Below are 12,732 nucleotides of genomic sequence, written 5' to 3' on the forward strand. Positions count from 1 at the left end.
ACATGAGCGAAAATAGAATTCTCATCGCCGGCGCAGGGCCGGTTGGCATGGTCGCGGCCGCGCGGCTCGTTGGCGCGGGCATTCCCGTCACCGTTTTCGAGGCGGGCAGCGCGCTTTCCAAACAGTCGCGGGCATCCACCTTTCATCCGCCGACACTCGATATGCTGGATGAGTTCGGCGTCAGCGAGCGGCTGATCGAGGCCGGTCTTGTTGCGCCCTATGTGCAGTACCGGTCGCGCGCCGACGGGCTTCTGGGACGTTTCGATTTCGGCGAGATCGCCGATCTGACGAACCATCCCTACCGCCTGCAATGCGAGCAGTGGCGGCTTTGCGAGGCGCTTTACGACAAGCTGAAGGACGAGAAGGATTTCGAGATCCGTTTCGACAGTCCGGTAACGGCGATCGGGCAGGGACCTGACGGCGTGATCGTGACGCTTGGCGAGGGCGATGCGGCGACAACCCGGCGCGGCCGCTGGCTGATCGGGGCCGATGGCGCAAGCTCGGTGGTGCGGCAGAGCCTCGGCATCGGTTTCGAGGGCTTCACCTGGGCGGAGCGTTTTCTCGTCTTGACGACGCCTGCCGATCTCAGGGCGCTGATCCCAGATCTCGATACCGTCACCTATGTCGCCGATCCCGAGCAGTGGAACTTCTTCCTCGAAATTCCCGGCGCCTGGCGGGTGATGTTCCCGGTTCCGCAGGAGATGGCTGATGAGGAGGCGCTTGCGCCGGCCTATGGCGACGGATTGCTGCGCAGGGTACTGCCCGAAGCCGGAACCGCGCTTCCGGTAGAGCACCGCACGCTTTACCGGGTGCACCAGCGCGTTGCCGACACCTTCCAGCGTGGCCGCATCTTCCTTGCGGGCGATGCCGCCCATATCAACAATCCGCTGGGCGGGATGGGCATGAATGGCGGCATTCATGACGCCGTCAACCTGACCGGCCGGATGATTGCGGTGTGGAACGGCGAGGCGGGCGAGGAAACGCTTTCGCGCTACGACCTCCAGCGCCGCAAGGTTACCGAGGAGCATGTTCAGGTCAACACGATCCAGAACAAGCGCGACCTTGAGGCAAAAACGGAATCCGACCGTACCGTCTATCGCGATGCCATGCGCGAACGCATGGAAGATGCAACAAAGCGCCGGGATTTCCTGATGCGGATCGGCATGTACAAGGCGCTTGCGCGCGCGGCGGAACTCGGCTGAGGCCACCCGCCAGCGAAAAAAATGTCTTGAGATGGATAGACCAGGTGGCCCCGCATTTCGGTGAAAGGCGGAGCCACTTTTGCCTGCCGGGCGGACGATGAGGCTCCGTTCGAATCCCTCTCCCACAGCTTCTGTCGCGAAGGACACGGCATTCCGTTTACGATAGGAGTGATACTCGTTTTATCCATTAGTATCACATGATACGGTTCGGTCTCAGGGGGAAATGCAATCCGGAACGGGGTGTTATCCGTTTTCGATATTGCGGTACCGGTCATTGGGAGAAATGGGTGTTCAGTGCCGAGTACCAGCTTCTGAAACAGCTGATCGAACAGGCCAACAAGACCGGGTCGCCAGTACTCAGAATTGGAGCCGGACCGATCTGGTCTGTGCTTTACCTTCAGCGAATACTCTCCGATTTTCGGTGCGAATTTTCTCACGTCCGGCTCGAAATTCATGTCCATGCCAAGGAGCGGCTGGTCGATTTGCTCCTGTCGGGTCAGTTGGATATCGCAATATGCGGCACTGACGTCACGGTCGAGAGCGCGCTTGTCGAGAAAGAGCATCTTGCCAATGTCGAAACAACAATTTTCGGTCGTCTCGGCCACCCGCTGTCGCGGCAGTCAACCATCAGCGCCGCAGACTTTCTAAAATTCGATTGGATGGCATTCGAGCCACGAGAAGACTATCGTGCCAGCCTGTCGGACATGTTTCGGCGAGATGGCATCGCCCCACCGAAACCCTCGATTATTACCAGCAGCTGGACCTCGGGAATACTGCTCGTCGAAAGCAGTGACGCCCTGACCACTTTTCCGATAGCGGCCAAAGCCTTTCTTTCGAAGTTTGGCATAAATGCGCTCGCGGGCGCCCCGGTGGTTCAGGCGTTCAGGAGCGGGCTATGGTACCGGAGTTCGCTGATGGATTTTGCCGCAGGGCGGGAGTTTCGCCGGATAGCCCGGAGGGTCGTTGGCGGTGTGAATTCAAGCATTGTCTAGTCACCTGAATCTGAAGTTCCTGTCAGTGTTTTTCGGCAGCAGCGTTGAACGGATGCGAGGATTTCGTCGGCGGATTTTACCCAACGGTAAGGCTTTGGGTTTTCGTTATGTGCGTTGATGAATGCGATGATGTCGGCCTCGAGTTCGGCGACCGATCGGTGGATGTCATTCGGCGTGGTACCGGGTCCCCACACACTTTAGACCTTTCAAAGACTTATCGTGTCGACCGGCGACGAACCCCTATGCCAATTTACACGCTTAGCTTCTGGCGTGCGCCCTGGCGGCTTTCTGCTTGAATCGTGCAATCATCTGCTTTTCGGACTCTTCGCTTCCATCGTGAAACGTTCCGAACCATTTGTCATAGTGAGAACGGCGGTGCAAAAGTCGGCCACGGAAGCGGCGGAATAATTCGGTCGCGGGCGGAGTAAAATCCGGCCACCTATCTTCCTTCTGCAATGAGCGCAGGAGGGACAGAGGATCTACACCGTGGAACTTTATCTGAAGGTTCGTCTGGCCGTCTCGGAAGGGATGAGCCGGCGTCAGGCAGCCAGGCATTTCAACATATCCCGCGACAGCGTAGCGAAGATGCTGTCGTATTCGACGCCTCCTGGCTATCAGCGACAATCACCAGTCCGGCGGCCGAAGCTGGACGCGTTCGTTTCGACGATCGACCACTGGTTGGATGAAGACAGACACGTGCCGCGCAAACAGCGCCATACGGCCAAGCGTGTTTTCGACCGGCTTCGTGATGAGTGCGGGTTCACCGGCGGCTATACGATTATCAAGGACTATGTCCGGGAGCGGGAACAGCGCCGTCAGGAAGTGTTCGTGCCGCTTTCTCATCCGCCCGGCCATGCGCAGGCGGATTTCGGTGAGGCGACGGTGGTGATCGGCGGTGTCGAGCAGAAAGCCCGGTTCTTTGTGCTCGACCTTCCGCATAGCGACGGCTGCTATGTGCGGGCTTATCCTGCGGCGGTGGCCGAGGCCTGGGTCGATGGCCACGTCCATGCGTTTGCGTTCTTCGGGGCCGTGCCGCAATCGATCGTCTATGACAACGACCGCTGCCTTGTGGCGAGGATCCTGCCTGATGGCACGCGCAAGCGGGCAACACTGTTCAGCGGGTTCCTGTCCCACTACCTGATCCGGGATCGCTATGGCCGGCCCGGCAAGGGCAATGACAAGGGTAACGTCGAGGGCCTCGTAGGCTATGCCCGGCGTAACTTCATGGTCCCCATCCCGCAGTTTCCGACGTGGGATGCGTTCAATGCCTTTCTGGAAGAACAGTGCCGGAAGCGCCAACGTGACAGGCTGCGCGGTGAGAGCGAGACGATCGGTGAACGGCTGCAGCGCGATCTGGCTGCCATGCAGTCCTTGCCAGCGTCGCCATTTGACGCCTGCGACCAAGCCAGCGCCAGGGTGACGGCCCAGTCTCTCGTTCGCTACAAAACCAACGACTATTCCGTGCCTGTCGCCTACGGTCATCAGGACGTTTGGGTTCGAGGCTATGTCGACAAGGTGGTGATCGGCTGCCGCGGCGAGATCATTGCCCGCCATCCCCGGAGTTGGGACCGGGAGGATGTCATCTTCGACCCTGTGCATTACCTGCCGCTGATCGAGCGGAAGATCAATGCGCTGGATCAGGCAGCCCCTTTGCAGGGCTGGGATCTGCCGGAGGAATTCGCCACACTGTGCCGTCTGATGGAAGGCCGCATGGCAAAACATGGCAGGCGGGAATACGTACAGGTTCTTCGTCTGCTGGAAAGCTTCGATATGGCCGACCTGCATGCGGCGGTGAAGCAGGCCATTCATCTCGGCGCGATCGGCTTCGACGCCGTCAAACATCTGATTCTTTGCCGGGTGGAGCGCCGGCCGCCTCGACTGGATCTGTCGATCTATCCCTACCTGCCGAGAGCAACCGTCGAGACGACATCGGCGAAGGCGTATATGGGCCTGCTGTCATCGGGGAAGGGAGAAGCGGCATGAGCACCGAAGCACCCGAGATCCTGCTTGCCCACGACCTCAAGAGCCTGAAGCTGCCGACCTTCCAGCGGGAGTATCAGAAACTGGCCCGGCTTTGCGCCACCGAAGGCGTCGATCATATCGGATACCTCACCCGGCTTGCCGAGCGGGAGATGATCGAACGGGATCGCCGCAAGGTCGAGCGGCGTATCAAGGCAGCCAAATTCCCGGTCGTCAAAAGCCTCGACAGTTTCGACTTTGCCGCCATCCCGAAGCTCAACAAGATGCAGGTGCTGGAGCTGGCCCGCTGCGAATGGATCGAGCGTCGCGAGAACGTCATCGCTCTCGGCCCCAGCGGAACCGGGAAGACGCACATAGCGCTCGCCCTCGGCCTTTCAGCCTGCCAGAAGGGCCTGTCCGTTGGCTTCACCACAGCCGCAGCCATGGTCAGTGAGATGATGGAGGCCCGTGACGAGCGGCGTCTCTTACGTTTCCAAAAGCAGATGGCAGGGTACAAGCTGCTGATCATCGACGAACTCGGCTTCGTGCCGCTCTCCAAGACTGGCGCGGAACTGCTGTTCGAGTTGATCTCGCAACGTTATGAGCGGGGCGCCACCCTGATCACCAGCAATTTGCCCTTTGATGAATGGACCGAAATCATGGGATCCGAGCGCCTGACCGGCGCTCTGCTCGACCGCGTCACGCACCATGTCAACATTCTCGAAATGAATGGCGACAGCTATCGTCTCGCCCAAAGCCGTGCCCGAAAGGCCAGCTGAAACCCTTCAAAAATCGCTACGCCGGTATGAGGCCCCCGCTCGGGCTACGCCCTCCCGCGGGCCTCATACCGGCGTCCAAAGTGGCCGACTTTTGCTCCGCCCCGTGGCCGGTTTTTACGCCGCCGTTGACAATTACGGCTTCTTTGCCACGGCTTGGTCAGCGTTCGCTTCCTGGAATGTTCGCGGGAGCGGTAGATCCATCGATCTAACTTCCGCCTCTTCGCGGGCGCGCGCCGCCGGGTAGTTAAGAAGCGGGCATCTGGTCTGTGTTTTTCAGACGGGTTTTCGTGAGTCCGCCGCTTCGCTCCAGCACAGCATAACCGATGGTGGCGAATTTGCTGTTGACTTCCTTCAAGGCGGCGATTGTCTCCAGATGCTCGTCGCTTGAAGCAAGGCTTGCAAGGTTTCCGCTGCGCAAACGCGCGAGATGCCTTCCGCGGCTTGCGGCCTCAAGGCTGGCGACATTCTGCTTTTGCAGCACGAGCCGTTCGGCGGTCGCGGCGTCCCCCGTCCATGCTGCGTCATGTGCGATCAGTATCGTTTCGCGCACCGCTTCGACCAGGCCCGCGATTTCCTCCTTCCCCTCGTCAGAAAAGCGGGCTCCCGATTGCATCTGGGCGAGGTGCAGCCGGTGGAGCTTGCCGGACAACACGTCCCCGCAGCGCTCCACGCGTATGGCGAAATCAAGGATTTGCTCCATGTCCGTCATCGCTTTGGCGTCGGCGCCGGGATAGTGGGCATAGACGTCGCGGATTGCGGCAAGGCCCGCATTCATGCGGGTTTCGAGCGCCTGCATCGTTGTCACTTCCGATCTATTTGACGTCACCTCGTTCAGCATGGCGGTTGCGATGTCGAGCATATCCGAGAGCATGCGTTTCAATGCCGGTAGCGCCAGCCTGATATCGCTCGTGGCTTTCGGCGGTAGCGATGAGGAGCTTGCATTTACGCCCGACCGACGTTCGAAAACACGGCAAAGGCGCGCGCAACCCGGTGCCAGAAACAGCAGTGCGAAATTGAAAACCAGATGGCCTGCGAGCATGGTCTCGTCGGCGGGCAGCACGACGAATGCATCGATGCGGTTCTTCAGGATGGCGAGAAGGGCGACGAGCACGACGGCAAGGCCCGTCCGCAGTATCGCGACCACGGCGGCGACGGCTCTGGCGCCCGCGGCTTCGCCCTGGAGCAACCACAGCGGTAGCAGCGCGCTGCCGATATTGCATCCGAGAACGAAGCCAAGCGCCGCTGTCGGCGCGAACGCCGCGTGGGCCGCGAAGGCGATGGCTGTCAGGACAGCGGCAACACTTGAATGCATCACGAATGTGAGCACGATGCCGGCAATCACGGCAGTGATGACATCCTTGTTGAGGTAGCCGACGAGCGCAGCGGTTCCCTCCATCGCGCTGATCGGCTCCACGGTGTTGCGGATGATCGAAAGCGACAGAAACACGAGACCCAGCCCCAGCAAGACGCGACCCAGATTGCGAAATTGCGGGTTTTTGGCCCTCAGATAGGCGGTCGCGCCCATGAGTACCGCAAACGGGCCGAGTGCAGAAACCGGCAACTGCAGAAAACGCACAGCAAGCGCCGATCCCATGTCTGCGCCAAGCGCAAGCACGGTTGCGGAAACAAGCGGTATCGCGCCGGTGCCCGCAAGGCCTGCCGCCATCAACATGACCACCGTCGCGCCCTGCATGACGAAACCAAGTCCTGCCCCCTTGATGAGGTTGCCGCCGATTGACGAGGTGTCGCTGAGGCCTTGCCTTATCTGGGCGCTCCACAGTCGCTCGATACCGATCCGCATGAAGCGCACGGAAAACAGAAGCAGCATTGCGCCGCTCATCAACTGGATCAGAAATCCGAGAATCGTCACGTTTCATTCTCCCGCGCAGTACATGTCGCTAACAGTGCGAATGATCGCCTTCGATCATCATCAGTGGGTTTGCGCATGAAATTGGCACTTATCGCTCAGAATATCCGAGAATATTCGCGCAAAATTGACGATAAACTTGCGATTGCCGATTGACAAGATCGTTTTCAATCGTAATGTGATCGAAATCGATCATAGAGAAAATGATATGAGCGTTGAATTCGATAACGACGATGACGAAAGCGGCTTCCGTTCCGCCGCCCAGCGCCAGGCCCGCCTGCTCGAGAAGCTGCGATCCGACCTCTATCTCGACGCAAATGCGTTGAAGGATGCACTGGGCGTTTCCATCGCCACGATCCGGCGCGATCTCAGCGAGCTTGAGGGCCGTGGTCACCTCAAGCGCACCCATGGCGGGGCGACGGTCATCAATCAGGTGACCCGTGACTATGTCGCCTCGGTGCGCGAAACCACAAACGCGGAGGAAAAGGGGCGGATCGCGGAGGCGGCAGCCGAACTGATCGTCGAGGGCGATGCCGTGATGATCGACAGCGGCACGACCTCGCTGAGGGTGGCGCGGCTTCTAGCCTCCAACGCGTCACTCACTTTTGTCACCAATGGCAGTGATGTCCTTGCAACGCTGGTCGCCGGCGGTGCCCGCAACGTCCATATGATCGGGGGGGAATATATCGACATCAACCATTCGCTGGGCGGCCCGATGGCAGCCCAGATGGTGCGCTCCTTCCATGTCGACAAGTGCATACTGAGCGTTTCGGCCGTCGATCTGGAGCGCCGCATCCTGTGTACGCTGAACCCGCAGATCGGTTGCGTGCAGCAGGCCATGATCGACATGTCGCAGACCTCGATCGTGGTCGCGGACCATTCGAAATTCGACCGCGCAGCACTCTCCGTCATCGCCTCGGCGGACCGGATCGACCACTTCGTCACCGACGAGGCCACACGTCCTTCGGTCGCCAAGGCGAGCCCGGACATCAGAAGGAAGTTCATTTTCGCCTGAGGCGAAAGAGGGAGGAAACATGTCCGCTATAAAGGTTGAGAACCTGGTCAAGAACTGGGGAACGTTCGTCGCAGTCGACAATGTCAGCTTCGAGACCGGCGATGCCGAGTTTGTGGCGCTGCTCGGTCCGTCCGGTTGCGGGAAATCGACAACGCTGCGGCTGATTGCCGGACTGGAACAGACAAGCAGCGGCCGGATTACCATCAAGGGACGGGATGTTACCGACGCGCCCTCCGCCAGACGCAATCTGTCGATGGTATTCCAGTCCTATGCCCTGTTCCCGCATCTCACTGTCGCCGAAAACATCACGTTCGGTCTTTCCGTGCGGCATGTTCCGCGCGCCGAGCGTCAAGAGCGCCTGAAGGAGACGGTGGAAATCCTCGGGCTCGGCCATCTGCTTGACCGCAAGCCGAGCCAGCTTTCCGGTGGTCAGCAACAGCGCGTGGCACTGGGCCGGGCACTGATTTCGAGGACGCCGGTCTGCCTCCTCGACGAACCGCTTTCCAATCTCGATGCAAAGCTGCGAACGGAAATGCGCAACGAGATCCGCTCTCTGCAACGCCGGCTCGGGATCACGATGATTTTCGTCACGCATGATCAGTCCGAAGCCATGAGCATGGCCGACCGCGTTATCCTGATGCGCGAAGGCCGCATGGAGCAGTCGGGAACGCCCGACGCTCTTTACGAACGGCCGGCCACGACCTTCGTCGCCAGCTTCATCGGCACGCCGCCCATGAACCTGATCGACCTCGATGCCCCGGATGCGAGAGATCTTGTCGACCCTGCCATGGCGGATGCGCGTGCGGGCCTGACGCTCGGCGTACGTCCCGAGCATATGGTGATCGGCGGCGAAGGGCATGCCGCCCGTGTCGTCAACACCGAATATTTCGGCGCCGATTCCGTGGTCACATGCGCGATTGGCCAACAGGCGGCGCTGGTGCGCGTACCTGGCCATGCGCGCTTTGGCGAAAACGAAACGGTGCATATCTCATGGCCGCGGGAGGCGGCGCATCTGTTTGAAACAACATCCGGCCAGCGCGTCGAGAATAAGGTCGTCGAGCGCGTTTGAACCACGCGCCAACAGACTTTCAGAAGAGACTTTCAAAGGAGGAGAGAGCATGAAACACGTCAACAGGTATATCGCCGGCACCATGATCGCCGGTATCTCGTCAGTAGCGCTGGCAAGCAGTGCGAGCGCAGCGACAGAGGTCGATTTCTACTACCCCGTTCAGGTCGGCGGTGCGCTGACCAAGGTCATTGACGGCTATGTCGCGAAGTTCGAGGAGGCAAATCCCGACATCGACATCGTGCCGGTCTATTCCGGCAACTACAACGACACGACGACAAAGTCGCTGACGGCGGCGCGCAGCGGCAATCCGCCAGCGGTGGCGGTGCTGCTTGCAACCGACATATTCACCCTGATCGATGAAGATGTCATCGTCCCGATCGACACTTTCGTCACGGACGATGATCAAGCCTGGATCGATGGCTTCATGCCGGCATTCCTTGCAAGCGCCGAGGTCGACGGTCATCTGTGGGCGGTTCCGTTCCAGCGGTCGACCGCGGTGCTCTACTGGAACAAGGAAGCATTCGAAAAAGCCGGCCTTGATCCTGAGAAATATCCGAAAACCTGGGATGAGATGGTCGAATACGGCAAGGCCATCACGGACCAGGGCGAGCCCGGTCAGTGGGGCGTCGGCATTCCGGGCAATGTGGGCTCCGCACAGTGGTTGTTCGGGGCGCTTGCCGCACAGAACGGCGCAAGGCTCGCCAATGAAGACGGCACAGAAACCTACCTGACCGATCCGAAGGTCGTCGAGGCTTTGCAGTTCTGGGTGGATCTCAGCAAGAAATACGGCGTTCATCCGGACGGCATTCAGGAATGGGGAACGACCCCGTCTGACTTCCTCGAGGGCCGGCTGGCGATGATCTGGACGTCGACAGGCAACCTGACCAATCTGCGCAACAACGCCACCTTCGATTTCGGCCTTGCGCCGTACCCCGGCAATCCGGAACCTGCCTCGGTGCTGGGCGGCGGCAATCTCTACATCTTCAAGGATGTGAGCGAGGAACAGCAGAAGGCCGCTTTCGAGTTCGTCAAGTTCCTGACCTCGGACGAGATCCTGGCCGACTGGAGCATCCAGACCGGCTATGTCGCTCCGCGCGACGGGTCGTGGAAGACCGATGCGCTGATGGCCTACACCGAGGAGGTTCCCGCAGCATTGGTGGCCCGCGATCAGATCCCGGTGTCGGTCCCCGAATTCTCCACCCATGAGAATGCGCGCACGACAAAGGTGCTGAACGACGCGCTCTCGGCTGCCCTGACAGGCGCGAAAACGCCCGAACAGGCGCTCAGCGATGCTCAGGCGGAGATCGACCGCATCCTGAAGCCATATCGCTAAGGCGGCGGACAGCAGATACTGGGAGGTGAAGGTGAAACTATCACGCAACGCATTATACGGGGGGGTATTGTTGCTGCCGGCAACAATCTTCCTTTGGGTCTTCACCTTCCAGCCAATTCTGCTGACGCTCTACAACAGTTTCTTCTCGACGCCGCGCGGACGCCGACCCTCGGCTTTCGTCGGCGCCGATCAGTACCAGTACATGCTCTCCGACCCGGTATTCTGGAAGGCGCTGACCAATAACGCCATCTATGCCGGACTGACCATTCCACTTTCCATGGCGCTCGCTCTGATCATGGCCATGCTTGTCAATTCAAAGCTCAAGGGCGTGACGTTCGCCCGGATTGCCTTTTTTACCCCGACGGTGCTCCCGATGGTGGCGGTCGCCAATATCTGGCTGTTCTTCTACGCACCGGATTACGGTCTGGTGGATAAATTTCTCGGCCTGTTCGGCGGCGGTGGAAACAACTTTCTTGGCTCGCCCGAAACCGCACTTCCCGCCCTCATCGTCATCACAATCTGGAAGGAAGCCGGCTTCTTCATGATCTTCTATCTTGCGGCGCTGCAGCAGGTATCACCCACGCTGCTTGAGGCCGCAAAGCTTGAGGGCGCGAACGGCTGGCAGAGTTTTCGCCGCGTGGTGTTTCCCCTGCTGATGCCGACGACGCTGTTCATTCTCATCAACGCGGTGATCAATGCGTTCCGGATGGTCGACCATGTCATCGCCATGACCAAGGGTGGCCCGAACAATGCGACGACGTTGCTGCTCTACTACATTTACGAGGTCGGATTCGCCTACTGGGATACCAACTACGCGGCGGCCCTGACGGTCGTTCTGCTGGTCATTCTCGCTGCCATCGCGCTGTTCCAGTTCGGCTACGCGGACAAGAGGATCCACTACCGATGAAAGATTCTGACAAGGCACTTTCCCTGCTCACCAATGTCGGCCTCTGGCTGCTCGCCCTGATCTGGATCCTGCCGCTCGCCTATGCCTGCTGGACAGCCTTTCATCCACCGACCTATGCGACCAGCTACGACATCACCGCTCCGTGGACGCTCGAAAATTTCAGGCGCGTGCTTTCGGTCGCTCCCTTCGGCCGCTACTTCTGGAACACGTTCCTGCTGGTGACCATAATCCTGTGCGTCCAGTTCGTGATCTGCACGCTCGCGGCCTACGCATTCGTCTGTTTTCCGTTCCGCGGTTCGCGCATCCTGTTCTACCTGGTCCTGCTTCAGTTGATGATCATGCCGGAAGCGCTGCTGATCGAAAACTACCGGACCGTGGGCGCGCTGGGGCAGCTTGATACGCTTGTCGGCATAGGTATGCCGTATTTCGCATCCGCCTTCGGCATATTCCTGTTCCGGCAGACATTCATGAGCATTCCCAAGGAACTGGAGGAGGCTGCAAGACTTGAGGGCGCCAACGTCGCGCAGGTGCTGCTCAGGGTGTTCGTGCCTCTGGCAAAACCGATCTACGTCGCCTTTGGACTGGTAACCGTGAGCTATCACTGGAATAATTTCCTGTGGCCTCTGGTCGTCACCAATTCGGTCGAGACCCGCCCAATAACCGTCGGCCTTCAGGTCTTCGCAACGGTTGAGCAGGGCGTCGACTGGAGCCTCGTGACGGCCGCAACCGTCCTTTCGGTAGCGCCTCTGTTGATCGCATTCCTGCTATTCCAGCGCCAGTTCGTCCAGAGCTTCATGCGCGCTGGCATCCGCTAATCCGAGGGTCTAACTTTGCTCATCGCCCATCTCTCCGATTTCCATGTGTTTGCGGATAGCCCGGAAACAAGCCTTGTGCGGCGCGATGCCCCTGAAGCTGCCCGCAAGGTGGTTGCTGACCTTGCCGCCTTCACGCCCGCGGTTGATGCCGTCATGCTGACCGGCGACCTGACCGATTGCGGGACAGCGGAAGATTATGAGTTGCTCGAAGATATCCTGGCGCCTCTGAAGGTCCCGATCTTCGTCGTGCCGGGCAATCATGACCGACGAGAAACCATGCGCGCGGCGTTCCGCTCGCGCCTTCCGTTTCCCGCTACCGGTTTTCTAAATTACGAGGCCGAGTTTGCCGGGCTCCGAATCATCGCTCTCGACACGCTGATCGAGGGCAGGGTGGAGGGGCGCCTTGCATCGGAGAGCCTTGATTGGTTCGAGGATGCTCTTCGACACGCAAGTGGCATGCGAACCATCGTCCTCCTCCACCATCCTCCCTTCCCGTCGGGCATTACAGGGCTCGATGAAATGGCCCTCGGTGAGGGAGCAGAGAGATTTGCGGAGATCGTGGCCTCTTGCGCCGGGAAACTCTCGATTCTCGCAGGGCATATCCACCGGCCTTACCAGGCATTCTGGAACGGGGCATTCTGCGCCGTTGCCGGCAGCCCTGCGTTTCAGGTTGCGCTCGACCTGAGACCCGGCGCGCCTGAGCCTGGCACTGTCGCGGAACCCTATTCCTATTTCATTCATCGGCTTTCCGAGACGGGCGTTGCCGTGCATCGCCGTTTCGTCAGCCTCTAATT

The 12,732-nt window shown here is 59.7% G+C and carries 11 protein-coding genes and 1 pseudogene; 10 read left to right on the forward strand and 2 right to left on the reverse strand.

The window, feature by feature from the left end; genetic code table 11:
* The first annotated feature begins 2 nt into the window (after positions 1 to 2).
* Both V6767_RS17285 and V6767_RS17290 read left to right on the forward strand, forming a co-directional pair.
* Positions 3 to 1,202, forward strand: a complete 1,200-nt coding sequence (locus V6767_RS17285; protein WP_448474588.1) for an FAD-dependent oxidoreductase — start codon at positions 3 to 5, stop codon at positions 1,200 to 1,202.
* 287 nt (positions 1,203 to 1,489) lie between these two features.
* Positions 1,490 to 2,194, forward strand: coding sequence for a substrate-binding domain-containing protein (locus V6767_RS17290; RefSeq protein WP_448474589.1), 705 nt, complete (start codon positions 1,490 to 1,492; stop codon positions 2,192 to 2,194).
* Here V6767_RS17290 and V6767_RS17295 read toward each other — a convergent pair.
* Positions 2,191 to 2,358 (reverse strand): annotated as a pseudogene (locus tag V6767_RS17295) (IS630 family transposase); the annotation flags it as partial. The gene V6767_RS17290 and the pseudogene V6767_RS17295 overlap by 4 nt on opposite strands.
* A 322-nt stretch (positions 2,359 to 2,680) precedes the next feature.
* Here V6767_RS17295 and istA point away from each other — a divergent pair.
* Positions 2,681 to 4,177: an IS21 family transposase gene (gene istA, locus V6767_RS17300; RefSeq protein ID WP_448474590.1), complete on the forward strand. Its 1,497-nt coding sequence runs from the start codon at positions 2,681 to 2,683 to the stop codon at positions 4,175 to 4,177.
* Positions 4,174 to 4,932: an IS21-like element helper ATPase IstB gene (gene istB, locus V6767_RS17305; RefSeq protein ID WP_448474591.1), complete on the forward strand. Its 759-nt coding sequence runs from the start codon at positions 4,174 to 4,176 to the stop codon at positions 4,930 to 4,932. Before istA ends, istB begins: the two co-directional genes overlap by 4 nt.
* Positions 4,933 to 5,176: 244 nt before the next feature.
* Here the strand turns inward: istB and V6767_RS17310 are convergent, their stop codons facing one another.
* Positions 5,177 to 6,802, reverse strand: a complete 1,626-nt coding sequence (locus tag V6767_RS17310; protein WP_448474592.1) for a Na/Pi cotransporter family protein — start codon at positions 6,800 to 6,802, stop codon at positions 5,177 to 5,179.
* A gap of 205 nt (positions 6,803 to 7,007) precedes the next feature.
* On the opposite strand from V6767_RS17310, the gene V6767_RS17315 reads away from it, so the two are divergent.
* The 6 genes from V6767_RS17315 to V6767_RS17340 all read left to right on the forward strand — a co-directional run bounded on the left by V6767_RS17315 (position 7,008) and on the right by V6767_RS17340 (position 12,730).
* Complete coding sequence (locus tag V6767_RS17315; protein ID WP_448474593.1) at positions 7,008 to 7,814, forward strand: DeoR/GlpR family DNA-binding transcription regulator; 807 nt, start codon at positions 7,008 to 7,010, stop codon at positions 7,812 to 7,814.
* 19 nt (positions 7,815 to 7,833) lie between these two features.
* A complete protein-coding gene (locus tag V6767_RS17320) occupies positions 7,834 to 8,883 on the forward strand; it encodes an ABC transporter ATP-binding protein (protein ID WP_448474594.1) in 1,050 nt (349 codons plus the stop codon).
* 49 nt (positions 8,884 to 8,932) lie between these two features.
* The gene (locus V6767_RS17325; protein WP_448474595.1) at positions 8,933 to 10,216 is read left to right on the forward strand and encodes an ABC transporter substrate-binding protein; all 1,284 of its coding nucleotides are present in this window, start codon (positions 8,933 to 8,935) and stop codon (positions 10,214 to 10,216) included.
* A gap of 70 nt (positions 10,217 to 10,286) precedes the next feature.
* Positions 10,287 to 11,123 carry a carbohydrate ABC transporter permease gene (locus V6767_RS17330; protein ID WP_448474596.1) on the forward strand — a complete coding sequence of 279 codons (837 nt, stop codon included), beginning with the start codon at positions 10,287 to 10,289 and terminating at the stop codon, positions 11,121 to 11,123.
* Complete coding sequence (locus V6767_RS17335; protein WP_448474597.1) at positions 11,120 to 11,938, forward strand: carbohydrate ABC transporter permease; 819 nt, start codon at positions 11,120 to 11,122, stop codon at positions 11,936 to 11,938. Before V6767_RS17330 ends, V6767_RS17335 begins: the two co-directional genes overlap by 4 nt.
* A gap of 15 nt (positions 11,939 to 11,953) precedes the next feature.
* Positions 11,954 to 12,730, forward strand: a complete 777-nt coding sequence (locus V6767_RS17340; protein WP_448474598.1) for a metallophosphoesterase — start codon at positions 11,954 to 11,956, stop codon at positions 12,728 to 12,730.
* Positions 12,731 to 12,732: the final 2 nt, after the last annotated feature.

This window comes from Martelella sp. FLE1502 (assembly GCF_053484255.1).

Coding starts and splice junctions, on each gene's coding strand:
- V6767_RS17285 (WP_448474588.1), top strand. CDS start 3: ATGAGCGAAAATAGAATTCTCATCGCCGGCGCAGGGCCGGTTGGCATG.
- istB (WP_448474591.1), top strand. CDS start 4,174: ATGAGCACCGAAGCACCCGAGATCCTGCTTGCCCACGACCTCAAGAGC.
- V6767_RS17315 (WP_448474593.1), top strand. CDS start 7,008: ATGAGCGTTGAATTCGATAACGACGATGACGAAAGCGGCTTCCGTTCC.
- V6767_RS17320 (WP_448474594.1), top strand. CDS start 7,834: ATGTCCGCTATAAAGGTTGAGAACCTGGTCAAGAACTGGGGAACGTTC.
- V6767_RS17325 (WP_448474595.1), top strand. CDS start 8,933: ATGAAACACGTCAACAGGTATATCGCCGGCACCATGATCGCCGGTATC.
- V6767_RS17335 (WP_448474597.1), top strand. CDS start 11,120: ATGAAAGATTCTGACAAGGCACTTTCCCTGCTCACCAATGTCGGCCTC.